This window comes from Nocardia concava NBRC 100430, assembly GCF_000308815.1.
Lineage (GTDB): Bacteria > Actinomycetota > Actinomycetes > Mycobacteriales > Mycobacteriaceae > Nocardia > Nocardia concava.
The window spans coordinates 185,718-202,475 of record NZ_BAFX01000075.1 but is presented as its reverse complement, the minus strand read 5'-3'; the positions used below and the strand labels follow the sequence as shown (position 1 = coordinate 202,475).

The following is a 16,758-nucleotide window of genomic DNA, read 5'->3' as shown; positions in this document are numbered from 1 at the left end:
TTATCCGTTCTCCGCCAGTGCTTCTCGCACCAGCTCGACCGGATGCCACGCCGTCCGTCCGGCACCGTGGAAGATCTGCTGCCGGCACGAGACTCCCGTCGCGGCGACAATGGTGTCGTCCGGTTCGGCGGCCAGGGCCGGGAACAGCCGATCCCCGCCGACCGCCAGAGATGTCTCGTAGTGCTCGGATTCGAAGCCGAAGGACCCGGCCATGCCGCAGCAACCGGAGTCGATCTCTTCGACGACGGCTCCTGGGATCCGTCGTAGCAGGGCCATGGTGGCGGCGGTGCCGACCTCGGCCTTCTGATGGCAGTGCCCGTGGAACACGATCCGCCGGCCAGCGAAGCGTGAATCCTCGCGCAGCCGCAGGCGTCCCGCATCGATGGCCTCGACCAGCAGTTCTTCCACCTGCTGCACGCGGGCGGCGACCGCGCGCACCGATTCCTGATACGGGAGCAGTGCGCGATGCTCGTCGCGGAGCATGAAGAGGCACGAGGGCTCGCAGCCGACGATCGGCGATCCGGGAATCGTCGTGGTGGTCAGTGAATCGACCAGTGCCGCTGCCTTTTTCTTCGAGTCATCGAGCAGGCCCTTGGACATGCTCGACCGCCCGCAGCAGCCGCTGGCCGCCAGCTCCACGTGCCAGCCCGCCCGTTCCAGCAGTTCTATCGCGGCCTGCCCGATGTGCGGCTCGGTGAAGGTGGTGAACGAATCGGCCAGCCAGTTCACCGTTCCCATGGGCGCGGGCGTGCCGACCGGGTCGCGCCGCCCGAACCATCGAATCAGGTTGGCCCGCTGGAACTCCGGGAGCGGCCGGGCCGCCGTGATGCCGAGTGAGCGGTCCAGCAGGCGGCGGAGTGGCCGGATGCGGCCGGGGACATTCGATACCGGCGCGGTCGCCGACCCGAGCCGGTTGAGCGCCCGGATCGACCCGAAGATCCGGGAGCGCAGCGGCGTCCCGTGGATCTCGTGGTGATGCGCGAGCGTTTCCGCCTTGAGCGAGGCCATATCCACGCTCATCGGGCATTCGGTCTTGCACGCCTTGCACATCAGGCACAGATCGAGGATCTCGTGCAGCCGCTCATCGCCCAGCGCGGCATGCGGGTCCGATTCCGACAGCGCCTTGACCAGTGCGTTGGCGCGGCCCCGAGTGGCGTGCTCCTCGTTCTTGGTGGCGATGTAGGACGGGCACATGACGCCGGGTCCGGCCTTGCGGCACAGGCCGATGTTCATGCAACGATCCGCCGCGCCGCGCATGCCGCCGACGACCTCGAATCTCAGCTTGGTCGTGATCGGTGGCGCGGGCGGCAGCGCGTCGCGGTCGCGGAGATTGTCGGTCATGGACGGCGCGTCCACGATCTTGCCCGGATTCATGATGTTGCCGGGATCGAAGAGCCGCTTGACCTTCCGCATCACCTCGTACAGCTCATCGCCGAAGATCTCGCGATTGAACTCGCTGCGCGCCAGCCCGTCCCCGTGCTCGCTGGAGTTGACCCCGCCGTACTCGGCGACGAGATCCTTCACCGCCTCGGCCACCGCCCGCATCCGCACCACCTGCTCCGGGTCGGTCAGATCCACGAACGGGCGGATGTGCAGGCAGCCCACCGAACAGTGCCCGTAGAACCCGGCGTCCATGTGGTGCTGGTCGAGAATCTCCTTGAACCGCTTGGTGTACGCGGCCAGGTGCACCGGGTCGACGGCGGTGTCCTCCACGAACGCCAGCGGACGGCGTGTGCCCTGACCGGCCGCCATGAGCAGCCCGAGACTGGACTTGCGGACCTTGAGCAACGCTTTCTGATCGGCGGGCCGGACTGCGCGCAGCGTGTGATAGCCGTGCCCGTTCTTGCGCCAGAGTGCCTCCAGCTCATCGAGTTTCGCGATCAGTGCCGACTCGTCGTCGCCGCTGAAGGAGACGAACAGCAGCGCGCCCGGATCTCCGACCAGGATGGTGCCCAGTTCCGCGTACTCGATCTTCTGCCGCGAAAGCTCGAGGATCGTGCGGTCCATCAGCTCCACTTGATGCGGGTCGCAGCTGAGCGCGTCGGTGGTGGCGGCGATCGCGCTCGGAGTGTCATCGAAATGCCCGACCGCGTAGACGGTGTGCGCGGGCTTGGGCACCAGATCCACCAGCGCGTGGGTCGCGATCACCAGGGTGCCCTCGGCCCCGACCACGAACTTGGCCAGATCGAAGGGCGTGCCGTGCCCGAATCCGACCAGCCGATCGAGGCGATACCCGCCCGCGCGCCGCCAGAACAGTGGCATCCCGGATCGAATGGCCTGCTCATTGGCGATGACCAGCTCGGGGAGTTCGCGATAGATGCGGCCCTCGAGCGTGTCCGCCGCGGCCCGCAGTTGCCGCTCTGCTTCGTCGACGGGTTCCAGCCGTGCCCGCGAGCCGTCGGCGAGTACCACGTCCAGTGCCCGGACGTGATCGATGGTCATGCCGAAGGTCAGCGAACCGCTTCCGGCGGAATTGTTTCCGATCATCCCGCCGATGGTGGCGCGATTGCTGGTCGAGGTGTCCGGCCCGAACATCAGACCGTGCGCTGCTGCGGCCTTGTTGAGCTGATCCTGCACCACGCCCGCCTCGACGAGGGCGGTCCGGCTCTCGGCGTCGATGATGATCCGATTCAGATGCCGCGACATGTCCAGCACCAGGCCGGGTCCCACGGTCTGACCCGCGAGGCTGGTTCCGGCACCGCGCGCCACGATCGGCACGCCGTGCTCGGCCGCCACTTGCACCGCAGCCTGGACGTCTTCGGCGTGCCGTGGAAAGGCAACGCCCAGTGGGGTGATCGCGTACATGCTGGCGTCGCGGGAGAACAGATGCCTGCTGTAGTCGTCGAAGGCGACCTCACCGTCCATGGCGGCGCGCAGGGCCTGTTCGAGTTTTGTCGCCTGCTCGAGTGTCGTCATTGGAATTCCTTGTTGTCCAGGGTCAGCGGCTGTCTCGGCGCCGGCGGGGCCGCGGGGACGCCCTGTGTCGCGGCCCGCAGGGGCTTGCGCAGGGTCAGCACCAGCAGCGCCGCGATCCCGAACACGACCCCGAAGAACACCTGCGTGAGTGCGTATCCCCCGCCGCTGAGGTCGCTGAGCCAGCCGCCGATATACGGTCCGAAGAAGCTCCCCAAGTTCCCGACCCCATTGATCAACCCCATGCCCGCGCCCGCCGCGGCGATCGGCGTGAGTTTGGTGACCGTCGCCCAGAACGGGCCGTACCAGGCGATGGACGCCGCAGTGCCGAAGATCATGGCCAGCAGCACGATCCACTTCTGTTCGGCCGAAACGAAACTCGCGCCCGCCAGAATCAGGGCGGCCGCCCCGAGCACCACCGACATGTGCGCGATATGCCCGCCCCGGCGGTCGGCGGAGCGCCCGACCAGGATGATGGCCGCACCGGCCGCGAGCTGCGGCAGGATCGCCACCAGCCCCACCTTCATATCGGTGTGGAAGGCCTTCTTGAGCACGCTCGGCATCCAGAGCGTCAATCCGAGCAGGCCCATCTGGGTCATGGTGTAGATGAGTGCGAACCGCCAGACGATCCGAGAAGTGAACGCCGCCTTGAACGTTCCCCTCGGCTGCAGCTGCTCGCCTTCCTGCATGCGCGCGTTCTCGATGTACTCACGTTCGGCTTGTGATAGCCAGCCCGCCTTGGCCGGGGTGTCGCGCACGATCGCCAGCCACGCGATGAGGCCGACGATCAGTGGGGCGCCGCCCTGGATGATGAACATCCACCGCCAGTCCAGATAGGTGAGGATGACGCCGGAGAACGGTGCGGCGACAATGGCCGCGATCGGGGTGTAGAGCTTGAAAATCGCGAAGGCGCGGCTTCTTTCGGCGAAGGGGAACCAGGCGCGAATGGTGGTCATGAGCGCGGGCTGGACACCGCCTTCGGCGACTCCGAGGAGAAATCGAGCGAGGAGCAGTTGGCCTACCGAATGTGTCAGGCCCGAGGCCATGGCCGCCACACTCCACAAGACCATGAGAATTGCGATCCACTGCCGGGCGCTCCAACGCTCGGCCATGTACCCGCCGGGAATCTGTAGCAGTAGATATCCCCAGAAGAAGATGCCGCTGGCCAATCCCTGCTGCGCCCCGGTGAGGTGCATATCCGTTTTCAGGTGCGGCAGCGCGAAACTGATATTGGTGCGGTCGATATAACAGATGACGTAGATGAAGACGACGACCGGAAGAATATAGGTCCATCGCTTCATGTGGGACAGTCGCCGGACAGGGGAAGTCCGCATCACGACTACCTCCTCGGAGTCGAGAAAGAAAAGAATTGGTGCGCTGGGGAATTCACTCCCCGCGTAGCACCTCGAGGGCGTCCTGCAGCCCACCCGGATCCACGGTGATACCGGCCAACTCGAGGCCCATCTGCACCCCGGCCAGGGTTCCGGCCAGCGTCAGATCGTTGAGATCGCCCAGATGCCCGATCCGGAATACCCGGCCGGCCAGCTTGCCGAGACCGGTGCCCAGCGACATGTCGAAGCGGTCCAGGATGATTCGCCGCACCTTGTCGGCATCGTGCGCACCGCCGACCAGGACGGCGGTCAGGGAACTGGAGTATTCGCGCTCATCGGCGCACAGCACCTCGAGTCCCCAGCCGCGCACGGCGGCCCGAGTGGCGGCGGCATGGCGATCGTGGCGCGCGAAAACGTTCGCCAGGCCTTCTTCTTCGAGCATCAGGCAGGCCTCCCGCAGGCCGTAGAGCAGGTTCGTGGCCGGGGTGTACGGGTAGAAGCCGTGCTCGTTGGTCTCGAGGATGGGCGACCAATCGAAGTAGGAGCGGGGCAGTTTCGCGGTGCGGGAGGCGGCCAGTGCCTTCTCGCTGACGGCGTTGAAGCCCAGGCCCGGCGGCAGCATCAGACCCTTCTGCGAGCAGCCGACGGTCACATCGACGCCCCATGCCTCGTGCCAGTATTCGATGGAGCCGAGCGAGGAGATCGTGTCGACCAGCAGCAGTGCGGGGTGATCGGCCCCGTCGATGGCCGCGCGAATCTCCGGAATCCGGCTGGTGACGCCGGTCGAGGTCTCGTTGTGCACCACCATGACCGCTGAAATGCGGTGCGCGGTATCGGCGGAGAGGATCTCGGCGACGGCCGCCGGATCCGCGCCGTGCCGCCAATCCCCCTGCACGAATTCCACCTCGAGCCCCAGCCGTTCGGCCATCTCTCGCCAGAGAGTTGCGAAATGGCCGGTCTCGAAGGCGAGCACGCGATCGCCGGGTGACAGCGTATTCACCAGCGCCGCTTCCCATGCTGCGGTGCCGGAGGACGGATAAATGATCACCGGCCCGGTGGTCCCGAACACCGGCTTCAGTCGCTGGAGCAAATCTTTTGCGAGATCGGCGAATTCAGGACCCCGATGATCAATGGTCGGTTGTGCGATGGCCCGCAGGATCCGATCGGGAACATTGGTCGGGCCGGGAATCTGCAGGAAATGGCGTCCACTGTGGGCTGTCATAGCGGGAACTTCCGTCCTGTGCCGTGATATGGCACACTGTGCCGTGAAAAGGTGCAGCAAGGGTAGGGATGCGAGATGAAGGAGTCAATACCTTGCGAAATGTCTTGAACACCTTGCGGGTTCTCGAGGAAGTCGCCGCCCGCCAGCCCATTGGAGTGGGCGAGTTGGCCCGCGTGCTCGACCTTCCCAAGAGCACGGTGCAGCGCGCCCTCGTCACCCTCGACACCGCCGGCTGGATCCGCCCGGCCGCCGGGGAGGTCACCCGCTGGGTCATCACCACGAAAGCGCTTGCGGTGGGCGGCAGTGCGGGCGGCGACCGGGGGCTGCGCGGCACCGCCCTCCCGATCCTCGAGGACCTCCGCCGCCACACCGGCGAGACCGTGCACCTGACGATTCCGGAGAACGGCAAGATGGTGCTGATCGAGCGCCTGGAGACCGACAAGCCGGTCCGCACCTCCATGGCCCTGGGGCACGCCCTCCCGATGCACGCTTCTGCCAACGGCAAAGCGGTCCTTGCCTTTACGCCCGCCGAGACTCTCCGGCCGCTACTCCGCGACGACCTCCCGCGCTATACCGACACCACCATCACCGACCCCGACGCCCTCCGTGTCGAACTGAATCACATTCGAGCCCAGGGCTTTGCGGTCAACCGAGGCGAATGGCGCTCCGACGTTGGCGCCGTGGCCGCGGCGGTCCTGACACCCGAGGGACACCCGATCGCCAGCCTCAGCGTCAACCTCCCCATCGCTCGCCTGACTCCGGAGTCCGAACCCACCTTCGGCGCAGCCGTAACCGCCGCCGCGACAACGCTTTCGGCCCGCCTCATTTGACTCATTTTCAAGTCTGAAAGCCGTTGTATCACAATGGAATTCGGCTTCCATGGCGATCTTTAGGGGCGTAGAATTAGCACATGGGTTCGAAAGGAGTGACATTCGACGGCTGCGGCCTCACCGACATGGTGGCCGCAGTACAGGCCTTCGCCGACCGCATCCTGGGCGGTGAGCTGACAGCGTTCTCCGACGAGGAGATCGTGACGATGATGCAGCAGGTCGAGACCAGCAAACGGCAACTGTCGTCGCTGGATTCGAAACTGATCATCGAGGCGACCGATCGCTCGCTGCCTGAAACCTCCGGTGCCGGAAGCCCGGTGGCGTTCCTGCGTCACACCCTGCATTTGACCCGCCACGACGCCTCGACCCGCATCAAGATCGCCCAGCAGGTCGGCGAATTCCACCAGGCGAACGGGCAACTCGCGCCGCCGGTGCTGGAAGTCACCGCCGAAGCCTATGAGGCAGGCGACATCTCACGTGATCATGTCCGCAACATCGTCGACGTGATGAACCACCTGCCCGCCGATGTGCCGGTCGAAACCCGCGCGGAGACCGAGCAGATCCTGGTCAACTACTGCTGCGAGGGCTGGCCCGATGACCTGCCCCGCATGGGCCGCGAAATCCTCGCCCGCCTGGATCCCGAAGGCACCGTGGTCAGCGACGCCGATCGTCACCGTCGCCGCGGGATCAAGGTGGGGCGTCCCGGGATCGATGGGATGTCTTGGATCGAGGGCTGGATCACCCCGCAGTTGCGGGCGTTGTTGGATGCGTTCTTCGCCAAGTACGCCCGCCCCGGCATGTGCAACAGCGACGACGCCGACAGCCCGAAGGTGTCCGACGCTCTCATCGACTCCAAGGTGCTGGATGCCGCCGCGCGCCGCGACCGCCGTGATGCGGGGCAGCGGGTGCATGATGCGTTCATCGCCCTGTTGCAGCCCGATTTGGATCTGCGCAAGCTCGGCTCCCACCGCGGCATGCCCGTCCAGGTCACCCTGCAGATGAACCTCAATGATTTGGAGCGGGGTTCGGGTCTTGCGACCACCGCCTCCGGCGTCCAGATGTCGATCAACGAAGCATTGAAGATGGCCGGTGGTACCCGCCCGGTGTTGATCGTGAACGACGACAAGGGGATTCCGCTCTACCTGGGCTACGGGCAGCGCATCGCGTCCACTGGGCAGCGGTGGGGATTGCTCGCGCGCGATCGTGGCTGCACCTTCCCCGGCTGTGATGCTCCGGCGGATATGTGTGCCGCGCACCATGTCACCGACTGGGCCAAGGGTGGCCCGACGGATCTGGACAACCTGGCGCTGGTGTGCGATCACCACCACGCTCTGGTGAACGACAGCGTGAACGGGTGGAAGACGGTGATGTTGGGCAAGGAGTCCGCCCAGCGTGGCCGGATCGGGTGGATCGCGCCGAAGGCCCTCGATCCCACGGGCACACCGCAGGTGAACGAGAAGCATCACGTCGGGCAGCGGGTCGCCGCTGCGGTGGAAGCCAGTTGCCGGGAGTGGGGTTCAACGGCTGCGTGAACCCCGGCTGCTCGTGTCGGGCTGGTGTGCGCAGGGACGGGGAAGTGTGGTCACCTCGCCTGCCCTACCGGACTTGGGCTGACGCCGGGTCGGGAGCCGCCCCCGCCGATCCCGGCCCACGGACTGCACGCATCACCTTCACAGACAACAGAACAAGAACCAAACCCCAAGCACCAGTGATCATTGACAACTCCACAGGGTTTCTCACCCCGTCTGTTCGTCGAGCGGCACATCCTGGAGGGCCTTTGTCCGGTTCCTCCCTAATCCCACCTCCAGGATGTGCCTCTCGACGACAGCAACCGGGCGAATCGGACACGCGCCGGGCGTCTTTGAGTGTTGTTCCCCGGGCCGCTGCGCGCCCGAGCCTCGAGGGGGCTGGTGCCGCCACCGAGGCGCCCAACCCAGCCCCCTCCCCACTCCTCCTCCTGGCATCTTTTGTCTTTGTTTCTTTTCTCTCTTTATCTTTTCTTCTTTTGTCTCTTGTTCTTTCTAGCCCTGGTACCGAGCGACGAAGCGACGCAGGATCTCCTGCGGCACCGTGATGTGTTCCCGATGGCCGAGCTCGGTCAGTGAATCGGCCTCGCTGGGATCGAAATACCCTTCGTGCCTGTAGATTTCGATTCGCAATGCCAGCCCGTGGCCATCGAGCTCCGGGTGGAACTGGGTTCCGTACACGTTCTCGCCAACCCGGATCCCCTGAACCGGACAACCTTCGGACCGAGCCAACAGAACCGCCCCCGGCGGGACATCCTGGCAGGACTCCTTGTGTCCCACGAACGCTCGGAACCTTTCTGGAAGCCCATGCAGCAGAGGATCTTTCACCGCGCTCTCGGTCAACTCGATAGTCGTCGCACCGGCGGTCTCGGCGTAACGTTCGGTACTCACCCGCCCACCCAACGCGTCCGAAAGCATGCTCAGCCCGTAGCAAGCCCCCAGGTACGGAAAGTCTCGCCGGACCACCTCGAGCAGTAGCTTCTTCAGCTTCGGCTCGAACACCTTCTGATAGTCGTACTTCTTGGATTCCGGATAGCTGAGGTTGCTGGGTCCGCCGCCGACGATGACTCCCCAGTAGTCGTCCAGATCCAGATCCGGCATCCCATGATTCATCTCGACGCGCTCCACGTCAGCGGCGGCGAGTCCGCCCGCGTCGAGGATGGCTTCATACTCCTGATCGGAGGCCGCTTGCTCGGGTCGCAGCTGCAACAGCAGACAAGGCTTGGGCATGCCCACATTGTCAATGCTGCGCCTGCCGGGTTTGACGCCTATCGAGGGATTGACCTCGAGTGGGCTCGAGGTTGCACGGTGGAACCATGACAAGACCGGCAGAATTCTGGAACACCGTCTATGACGAGGACACCGCGCCGTGGGTGATCGGCGAACCTCAGCCCGCGATCGTGGCGCTCGAGCGTGCGGGCGAGATTCAGGGCCGGGTCCTGGAACCGGGCTGCGGCGCAGGCGAACACACCATACTGCTGACCAGTCTCGGCTACGACATCCTCGGCATCGACTTCTCCCCCAGTGCCATCGAATACGCCCGGGCCAATGCCGAGGCCCAGGGAGTCCCGGACGTTCGCTTCCAGGTCGAGGACGCCCTGACCCTCGCCGACAACCCGGACTTCGTGGCCGCCTACGACACCGTCATCGACAGCGCCCTCTTCCACGTCTTCGGCACCGAGCCCGAGGCCCGATCCGCCTACGTTCGCAGCCTGCACGCGGTCTGCAAACCGGGCGGCGTGCTCCACCTCCTGGCCCTCTCCGATGCCGAACCCGGCTTCGGTCCCCGCATCAGCGATTCGGTGATCCGCGAATCCTTCGGCGACGGTTGGGAATTGGAGCGACTCGAGGCCACCCGCTACCGAGGACGTGAGACCGCCTTGGTCGGAGGTCAGGCCGCAGCGCCGGGTGTGAATCCGGAGGATCTCGTGGATGTTGCTGCCTGGATGGCACGTATCCGAAGGCTTTGATAGAGTCTGGCTACCTCACCAGGATATTTCCGAAAAGCCAAAGTACCTGTAACCGACGGTTACAGGTACTTTGCTTTTAGATCCTCTCAGTGATCGCGATAGGCGACGAGCTGCGCCAGAGCCGTCAGATCCTCGGAGGCGTATTCCTCCGGTAGTGCCGCGAAGGCCGCGTCCAACGCCGTCGAGGCACGACGCAGCGTCCGCTGCCGACCCCCTGCCTGCTCGATCATGTCCGCCGCCCGCGCCGCGCGGGACGCGGTCATGGGATGGCGGGAGTGATAGAGCCGCGCCAGATCGCGGCCCGCGGCCGTCTCGGATTCGAGGGCGCAGACCACCGGGAACGACTGTTTGCGGTGAATCAGATCGCTGTGGGCCGGTTTTCCGGTGACCTCCGGATCGCCCCAGATGTCGATGAAGTCATCGACGAGCTGGAAGACCAGACCCAGTTCGGTGCCGAAGGTGTGCATGGCGGACACGACGTGATGATCGGCTCCGGCGCACAGCGCACCTAGGGCGCAGGCGCAACCCAGCAGGGCGCCGGTCTTTCCGGCGGCCATGGTCAGGTACTCGTCGACGGTCACGGTCGGCCGGGTTTCGAACGAGCAATCCTCGTATTGGCCGCGGCACAACGTGACCGTGGCCCGGGACAGCCGGATGACCGCCTCGGAGGTCACCGTTTCGGGCGCGCCGTCGCACATCACCCCCAGCGCGAGCGCCTGCAGCGCATCACCGAGCAGCGTGGCGCTGGTTTCGCCCCAGATCCGCCAGACCGTCGGGCGGCCGTGGCGGAACGGATCGGTATCCATCACGTCGTCGTGCACCAACGAGAAGTTGTGCAGCAGTTCGACGGCCGCGGCGGCGTACACCGCCTCCTCGATACCGCCCCCGCAGGCGCGGGCCGCGGCGAAGGTCAGCGCGGGCCGCAATGCCTTGCCCTGCACGCCTTCCACATCGACGCCGTCGGGATCACACCACCCGAAGTGGTAGCCCGCCATCCGGTCCAGCGGCTCCGCCAGTGAACGGACCGCGGACCGCAGCACCGGATCGATCGCGACCCGGGCCTCGGTCAAACGTCTCCGGGCTCTTCGTTCGGTCGGCCCGTCGAGCGGGCGGGATAGGGATTCGGCGGCGCGCACACGGATTTCGTCATGACCGGCGAGGGCGGTCGCGGCCGGGCGGGACAATCCCCACCGGCGCTTGCCCTCGAAGTGCTGTCCCATGGTGAATTTGATCGGTTTCGACGCTCGCATAATCGGCCCCGCTCTCTCGGACACGGATACCGCAGCCACCCGGGAGGCAGCTGGGCAGCCATGCTTAGAAGAAGCTCATAGTCCCATCACAACCCGAAACCTGGGGGTTGCCTGCGGATTCCAGTTCGGCAACGGCCGTGGTCTCGTAGTCTCAGGTCAACGGCAGACCGTGTTCGAGCGCTTCCGCGGGTGCGCTCATATAGCGGGCCGCCTGATAGTGGTAATCGTGGTTGGCGCGCACGTAGACGGTGTAGTTCCCGGCGGTGGCCAGGATGTCCGCGCGCTCGCCGCCGGTGATGCCGGCATCGCTCAACTCGGTCGGCAGCCGCTCGACCGCATCGAGCATGCGCTGCACGCAGTCGGAGAGCATCTCATTGACCAGTTGCTGAGCCTGAACTCGACTGTGCCCGTAGTGATACTGAGCCAACAGCACCGAATTGTACAGATAGCCGGAGGCCTCGTCCGAGGCGACGGAGAGCACATCGTTGAACAGACCCATATGCTCGACGGCCGCCTCGCGCAGACCGCGCATAGCCGGCAGATGTCTCGCCGCCGCGGTCAGATCGACACCCTCGGCCCGCTCACTGATATCCAGAAATACGAACAGCGCCACCCCGTCTCGTCGATGCGCGCGGTAGGTCTCGAGATCGGGCAGATTGCCCGAAAGCCGTCCCACGCTCTCCGCGTAGTAGGTCCACAGCCAGGCGCGGATCTCACCGCGCACACTCTCGCGCCACGTCGTCGATCGGCCGTGGCACAGCCGCTCCCAGAGGTCGGCGAACGCCACGGCCAGCACCCCGGAAGGCGTTGCGGTACCGTCCAGTACGGATTCAATGGCGGTAATCGCGTCCAAACACCGCCGGGGATCGGGGATCTCGATATCGAACTGGTCGTCCACGATGAAAGCCCAGGCGGTGTACTGGCTCAGCAGCGTCAGCTCCCCCACCTCGGCACGTGGGCACCACAGTGCGTACATGCGGGCCGGGCGGGTACGCTGCATCCGGCGGCGGGTGAGCTCGGTGGGCACCAGATCGTATGCTTCCAGCCAGGACCACATGCCGGCTTCGGCTTCGGGTTCCGCCGGGTTGACCCCGGCGGCGTCGAACGGCATGAAGAATTCGAGTGCTTCCATACGAAACTACCTATCCCCCAACCATTTTATCGAGGACATCGTAACGATAACGGCATTTCGGACGCTTGCACTCGCATCTGAAATCCCACTCATTAGGATTCTGCGGGCTGGGTGGTCGTCAATCGAGCAACGACACAGCGGCAATCCAGAACCGGCACGCACTGTCAGCCCGATGGCACCGGGGGGTCAATCAGCCAGCGGCACAAGGCGTTGCGCGTCATCGAACAGGGTACGCTCGGCCACGCGGGTCGCGGCCAATGCCGCCAAGGTGGTCGCGGCGAGCAGCATGTACATCACCACGATCTGGTAGCGGATGGCCGTGAGTGGATCCACGCCCGCCAGAATCAAACCCGTCATCGCACCCGGCAGACTGATCAGGCCGACCACCTTGGTCGAATCGATGGCCGGGATCAACGCGGTCCGCAACGCCGAGCGCTGGTTCGGCAGGAACGCCCGATGCGCCGAAAGTCCCAGCGCCAGCCGTGCTTCCACGGCATCGCGGGCGCGCCGGGCATCCTCGACCAAGCGGCGCAAGGCGATTCCGGTCGCCTGCATGGCCGAGGACACGATCATGCCGCCCACGGGCACGACCACGCGGGCCTGGGTGGAGATGATGCCCAGGACGATCAATGACCCGAGGGTGATGGACGCGCCGAAGGCCACTCCGATGGTCGCCGAGCGGACGGCGTGCGGCAGTCCCGAACCTCGTCGACCCGCCACCTGGCCCGCGATGACGATCATGAGGATCACCCAGCCGAGGGCGCCGGGCAACCCGGTGTGGCGGAACAGGATCAGCAGGATCGCGCCCACCGCGACGAGCTGCACCCCGGCCCGCGCGGCCGCGATGAGCAACTCCCGCGTCAGATTCAGCCGCTGCCGATAGGCGATCACCGCCGCCAGCCCGACCAGCAGCAGCGATGCGCCGACACCGGTCCAGTCGGGCACCGAGAGACCCTCGGTCATGGCTGGTTCCCCGCTTTCGCGCCGCGCGTGAGCCGACCACCGGTCAGCGTCCACACCTCATCGGATACCTCGGCCACGAACCCGGGGTCATGGCTGACCAGCACCACACTGCCGCCCGATCCCACATGCCCGCGAATCAATTCCGCGATCGCGAGCGCCGATGCCCCGTCCAGTGCGGAGGTCGGTTCATCCAGCAGCAGTACCTCGGGTTGCACGGCGAGCGCCCGGGCCAGGCAAACCCGTTGCGCCTCACCGCCGGACAGCTCGGCGCACCGCCGGGCCGCGAACTCGCGGGGCAATCCGACCGCCGCGAGCAATTCCTCGACCCGGTCCGCGCTCACCTCACGCCCGACGCGGACGTCCTCGCCCACGGTGTCGGTGAGCAGCACCGGCCGTTGCGGCACCAGGCCCACCCGGCGCCGCAACTCCAGCACATCCAGCTCGACCAGCGGAGTGTCATCCAACAGCACCCGCCCGGTGTCGGGCTCTCCGAAGCGATTCAGCAGCCGCAGCAACGTCGTCTTGCCCGCACCGCTCGGACCCACCACGGCCGTACACCGTCCCGCGGCGAAGGTCGCGTCGACCTCGCTCAATATCGAGGCGGACCCGTGTCCGAGGCTCACTCGGTCCAAGACGATGCTGGGCACGACCCCACCCTAGGCCGGAGTCGACCCTCGAGCTGGAGTCGAGGCCGTGATCCGCCGCAACCCTTCCGCGAGATCGGCCCCGGTGGGCGCGGTCTCGGGATCGATCAGCGATTGGGCCGCGACACCGATCAACAGCGCCTGGTAGAGCGCGCCGACCGTCCGGCCCGCGTCCTCATCCTCGGTCCCGTTGAACAACCGTGCCAGCCCCGTGCGCGATTCATCGGTCGTCGCGGCGAGCTGTGCGCGCGTCTCCGGATGCGAGAGTGCGTCGAAGGTGGCCGCCCACAGCCCGCGATGGGTCGTGACCGACTCGCGCACCGCATCCCAGTGGGAGGCGAAGCGCCGCAATGGATCCGGATCCGCGTCCGCCGCATCGCCGAGCGCGCTGCCGAGTTCGTCGCCCCACTCCCGAGTGGCCTCGGCGAGCGCGGCGGTGAGCAGCGCCTCCTTGGATCCGAAGTGGTAGCCGATGGCCGCCATGCTCACCCCGGACGCGGTCGCTATATCGCGCACGGTGGTGCGGGCGTAGCCCTTGTCGAACAAGCACGCCCGGGCGCCGGCGAGCAGATCCTCTCGATTTCCCATGGCCAACACTCTAGCGCATCCGCCTGAGACAAATGTCTTGCGCATTTGCCCAACACCGTTCTATGGTTGGGACATGCAGCAGATGAGCTCCAAGAACGTCCTGATCTCCGGCGCGAGCATCGCGGGTCCCGCCCTCGCCTTCTGGTTGAAGCGCTACGGGTTCAATCCGACGATCGTCGAGAAGTCCCCCACCCTGCGTCCCGGCGGCCAGGCCATCGATGTGCTCGGCACGGCCACCGAAGTGGTTCGGCGCATGGGCCTGCTCGAGGCGGTGCACGCGCGCAGCACCGGCAAGCGCGGCACCTCCTACGTCGACGCGAACGGCAAGGCGCGCGCCACCATCTCCAGTGAGGAGTTCAATGGCGTCGGGGCCAACGGCGACACCGAGATTCAGCGCGGCGATCTGGCCGAGGTGCTCTACGAGGCCACCCGCGCGGACGTCGAGTACCTGTTCGGCGATTCCATCGCGGAGCTGTGCGAGGACGAGCACGGCGTGCACGTCACCTTCGAGCACTCCCCCGCCCGCACCTTCGATCTGGTGATCGGCGCCGACGGCGTCCACTCCCACACGCGCAAGCTGGTTTTCGGGCCCGAATCGGACTTCGTCCACCACATGGGTTACTACATCTCGATTTTCACGACCCCGAACCTGCTGGACCTCGACCACTGGGAACTGGACTACAACACCCCGGGCACGATCGCCGGCAGCTACAGCGCCCGCAACAACACCGAGGCCAAGGCCATCTTCGCGTGGGCTTCCGACCCGCTCGACTACGACTACCGCGACAACGACGCCCAGCGCCGCATCCTCACCGAGACCTTCGCAGGGCAGGGCTGGGAGGTCCCGCGACTGCTCGCCGCGCTGCCCGACGCCCCCGACTTCTACTTCGACGCCATGGCCCAGGTCCGCATGGACAGCTGGTCCAAGGGCCGGATCGCCCTGGTCGGCGACGCCGGGTACTGCGCCTCGCCGCTCTCGGGCCAGGGCGCGGACCTCTCACTGGTCGGCGCGTACGTGCTGGCCGGTGAATTGGCCGCCGCCGCAGGCGATCACACGGTGGCCTTCGCCCGCTACCACCAGGAGATGCGGCCCATGGTCGACGCCTGCCAGAAGTTCGCCGAGGGCGTCGGCGGCTGGTACGCGCCGAACAGCAAGGCGATGATCGCCTTCCGCAACCTGAACGTGAAGCTGCTCCCCTACCTGCCCTGGCGCGGACTCATCGGCGGCGCACCCCAGAAGGTGGCGCGGACCATTGATGCCAAGGATTACCGGATCGGCGACCGCACCGCCTGACCTGGGTACGGTGAGCTCGTGAGCACGCGGATATTCGCTTCCAGAATTCTTGCGGCCGTGGGGGATCCGAGACAGCCTGGGCCCGCGACCACGCCCGGACAGGATGCGGTCACGGCCGTGACGTCGGCCTGGCTGATCGGCGGATTGATGACCGACGCCTGGGCGCATTCGAATGTGCCGGAGCTGGAATCGTTCTTCACGCCCTGGCACGCGGCGTTCTACGGAGGCTTCGTCGCCACCGCGGCCTGGGTGCTGTGGTTGGTGTGGCGGAATCTGCGGGCCGGTCTGCGGGGATTCGCGGCGGTGCCCACGGGATATCGGGCGACGGTGATCGCGCTCGCGGTGTTCGCCTTATCGGGGCTCGCGGATATGACCTGGCATCTCGTCTTCGGGATCGAGGAGACGATCAATATCCTGTTCAGTCCCAGCCATCTGGGGCTGGCCGCGTCGATGTTCATCATCGTGACCTCCCCCGTGCGGTCGGCGCTCGCACGAGCGGAACTACCCGCGGCACCACCGCTTCGGCTGTTGTGGCCCGCACTGCTGGCGGCCGGGCTGGCCGCGGCGCTGGTCATGCTTTTCCTCGGTTACGGCAATGCCGAGGTCCGGACTTCCGGATTCATCGTCGGCGTCTTCTCCTCCACCGAGTTCCCGCTGGTGGATTTGCAGGCCTCGAATCTGGTGATCACCAATCTGGTGTTGATCGTCCCGCTGCTGTATCTGGCTCGGCACTGGCGACTACCGTTCGGCGCGGCGCTATTGACGATGGTGCCCACGGTGATTCTGTCCGGAGCCGAGTCGTCCCTGCGCAACAGCACCATCCTGTGGACCTTCGTGGCCGCGGCCGTCGTGGTCGATGGGCTGCTGGTGCTGCTGCGCCCGAGCGGCGACCGTCGCGCCGCCTATCAGCTCTTCGCCGCCCTGGCCCCGCTGCTGACCTGGGCTTTGTACTTCGCGGTGGCCTCCTGGAAGATCGGTGAGCTGCCCGGCATCGTCGAGTTGTGGACCGGCGCACCGGTTGTCGCGGCCCTGCTCGGCTGGCTGCTGGCCGCGTTGCTGCTACCGCCCCGTTCTCCCGCCCGGCAATGACGGACC

14 protein-coding genes are annotated in these 16,758 nt (G+C 66.2%); 5 read left to right on the top strand and 9 right to left on the bottom strand.

Annotated elements, in window-relative coordinates:
- Genes ON43_RS16815 through ON43_RS16805 form a run of 3 tightly spaced genes read right to left on the bottom strand, consistent with a single transcriptional unit; the run spans position 1 to position 5,466 of the window.
- Complete coding sequence (locus tag ON43_RS16815; RefSeq protein ID WP_040808397.1) at positions 1 to 2,916, bottom strand: FAD-binding and (Fe-S)-binding domain-containing protein; 2,916 nt, start codon at positions 2,914 to 2,916, stop codon at positions 1 to 3.
- On the bottom strand, positions 2,913 to 4,247 hold the full coding sequence (locus tag ON43_RS16810; protein WP_083913465.1) for an MFS transporter: 1,335 nt from the start codon (positions 4,245 to 4,247) through the stop codon (positions 2,913 to 2,915). The genes ON43_RS16815 and ON43_RS16810 overlap by 4 nt, the downstream gene beginning before the upstream one ends.
- A 52-nt stretch (positions 4,248 to 4,299) precedes the next feature.
- Entirely contained in the window at positions 4,300 to 5,466 is a 1,167-nt protein-coding gene (locus ON43_RS16805; protein WP_040808396.1) for a pyridoxal-phosphate-dependent aminotransferase family protein, read from the bottom strand.
- A 92-nt stretch (positions 5,467 to 5,558) separates the two neighbouring features.
- Between ON43_RS16805 and ON43_RS16800 the strand changes: the two genes are divergently transcribed.
- Both ON43_RS16800 and ON43_RS16795 read left to right on the top strand, forming a co-directional pair.
- Positions 5,559 to 6,296, top strand: a complete 738-nt coding sequence (locus ON43_RS16800) for an IclR family transcriptional regulator (protein WP_040808395.1) — start codon at positions 5,559 to 5,561, stop codon at positions 6,294 to 6,296.
- 80 nt (positions 6,297 to 6,376) lie between these two features.
- Complete coding sequence (locus ON43_RS16795; protein WP_063712563.1) at positions 6,377 to 7,828, top strand: HNH endonuclease signature motif containing protein; 1,452 nt, start codon at positions 6,377 to 6,379, stop codon at positions 7,826 to 7,828.
- A 489-nt stretch (positions 7,829 to 8,317) separates the two neighbouring features.
- Here the strand turns inward: ON43_RS16795 and ON43_RS16790 are convergent, their stop codons facing one another.
- On the bottom strand, positions 8,318 to 9,052 hold the full coding sequence (locus ON43_RS16790) for a glutamine amidotransferase (RefSeq protein ID WP_040808658.1): 735 nt from the start codon (positions 9,050 to 9,052) through the stop codon (positions 8,318 to 8,320).
- A gap of 86 nt (positions 9,053 to 9,138) precedes the next feature.
- Between ON43_RS16790 and ON43_RS16785 the strand changes: the two genes are divergently transcribed.
- A complete protein-coding gene (locus ON43_RS16785; protein ID WP_040808394.1) occupies positions 9,139 to 9,792 on the top strand; it encodes a class I SAM-dependent methyltransferase in 654 nt (217 codons plus the stop codon).
- A gap of 86 nt (positions 9,793 to 9,878) precedes the next feature.
- Here ON43_RS16785 and ON43_RS16780 read toward each other — a convergent pair whose 3' ends face one another.
- The 5 genes from ON43_RS16780 to ON43_RS16760 all read right to left on the bottom strand — a co-directional run bounded on the left by ON43_RS16780 (position 9,879) and on the right by ON43_RS16760 (position 14,369).
- Entirely contained in the window at positions 9,879 to 11,012 is a 1,134-nt protein-coding gene (locus ON43_RS16780; protein WP_083913488.1) for a polyprenyl synthetase family protein, read from the bottom strand.
- Positions 11,013 to 11,193: 181 nt separating this feature from the next.
- Positions 11,194 to 12,174 (bottom strand): terpene synthase family protein, encoded by a 981-nt coding sequence (locus tag ON43_RS16775; RefSeq protein ID WP_051178528.1) that lies wholly within the window; start codon positions 12,172 to 12,174, stop codon positions 11,194 to 11,196.
- A gap of 186 nt (positions 12,175 to 12,360) precedes the next feature.
- Positions 12,361 to 13,137 carry an ABC transporter permease gene (locus ON43_RS16770; RefSeq protein WP_040808393.1) on the bottom strand — a complete coding sequence of 259 codons (777 nt, stop codon included), beginning with the start codon at positions 13,135 to 13,137 and terminating at the stop codon, positions 12,361 to 12,363.
- On the bottom strand, positions 13,134 to 13,784 hold the full coding sequence (locus ON43_RS16765) for an ABC transporter ATP-binding protein (RefSeq protein WP_245568625.1): 651 nt from the start codon (positions 13,782 to 13,784) through the stop codon (positions 13,134 to 13,136). Before ON43_RS16765 ends, ON43_RS16770 begins: the two co-directional genes overlap by 4 nt.
- A gap of 9 nt (positions 13,785 to 13,793) precedes the next feature.
- Positions 13,794 to 14,369, bottom strand: a complete 576-nt coding sequence (locus ON43_RS16760) for a TetR/AcrR family transcriptional regulator (protein ID WP_040808392.1) — start codon at positions 14,367 to 14,369, stop codon at positions 13,794 to 13,796.
- A gap of 73 nt (positions 14,370 to 14,442) precedes the next feature.
- On the opposite strand from ON43_RS16760, the gene ON43_RS16755 reads away from it, so the two are divergent.
- Both ON43_RS16755 and ON43_RS16750 read left to right on the top strand, forming a co-directional pair.
- Positions 14,443 to 15,663 (top strand): FAD-dependent monooxygenase, encoded by a 1,221-nt coding sequence (locus tag ON43_RS16755; protein WP_040808391.1) that lies wholly within the window; start codon positions 14,443 to 14,445, stop codon positions 15,661 to 15,663.
- 117 nt (positions 15,664 to 15,780) lie between these two features.
- Positions 15,781 to 16,752 carry a hypothetical protein gene (locus ON43_RS16750; RefSeq protein ID WP_086007960.1) on the top strand — a complete coding sequence of 324 codons (972 nt, stop codon included), beginning with the start codon at positions 15,781 to 15,783 and terminating at the stop codon, positions 16,750 to 16,752.
- The last annotated feature ends 6 nt before the right edge of the window (positions 16,753 to 16,758 follow it).

Bases quoted from the DNA above. Each gene is read 5' to 3' on its own strand.
- ON43_RS16815 (WP_040808397.1), bottom strand. From the start codon at position 2,916: ATGACGACACTCGAGCAGGCGACAAAACTCGAACAGGCCCTGCGCGCC.
- ON43_RS16810 (WP_083913465.1), bottom strand. From the start codon at position 4,247: ATGCGGACTTCCCCTGTCCGGCGACTGTCCCACATGAAGCGATGGACC.
- ON43_RS16805 (WP_040808396.1), bottom strand. From the start codon at position 5,466: ATGACAGCCCACAGTGGACGCCATTTCCTGCAGATTCCCGGCCCGACC.
- ON43_RS16795 (WP_063712563.1), top strand. From the start codon at position 6,377: ATGGGTTCGAAAGGAGTGACATTCGACGGCTGCGGCCTCACCGACATG.
- ON43_RS16790 (WP_040808658.1), bottom strand. From the start codon at position 9,052: ATGCCCAAGCCTTGTCTGCTGTTGCAGCTGCGACCCGAGCAAGCGGCC.
- ON43_RS16785 (WP_040808394.1), top strand. From the start codon at position 9,139: ATGACAAGACCGGCAGAATTCTGGAACACCGTCTATGACGAGGACACC.
- ON43_RS16780 (WP_083913488.1), bottom strand. From the start codon at position 11,012: ATGGGACAGCACTTCGAGGGCAAGCGCCGGTGGGGATTGTCCCGCCCG.
- ON43_RS16775 (WP_051178528.1), bottom strand. From the start codon at position 12,174: ATGGAAGCACTCGAATTCTTCATGCCGTTCGACGCCGCCGGGGTCAAC.
- ON43_RS16770 (WP_040808393.1), bottom strand. From the start codon at position 13,137: ATGACCGAGGGTCTCTCGGTGCCCGACTGGACCGGTGTCGGCGCATCG.
- ON43_RS16760 (WP_040808392.1), bottom strand. From the start codon at position 14,369: ATGGGAAATCGAGAGGATCTGCTCGCCGGCGCCCGGGCGTGCTTGTTC.
- ON43_RS16755 (WP_040808391.1), top strand. From the start codon at position 14,443: ATGCAGCAGATGAGCTCCAAGAACGTCCTGATCTCCGGCGCGAGCATC.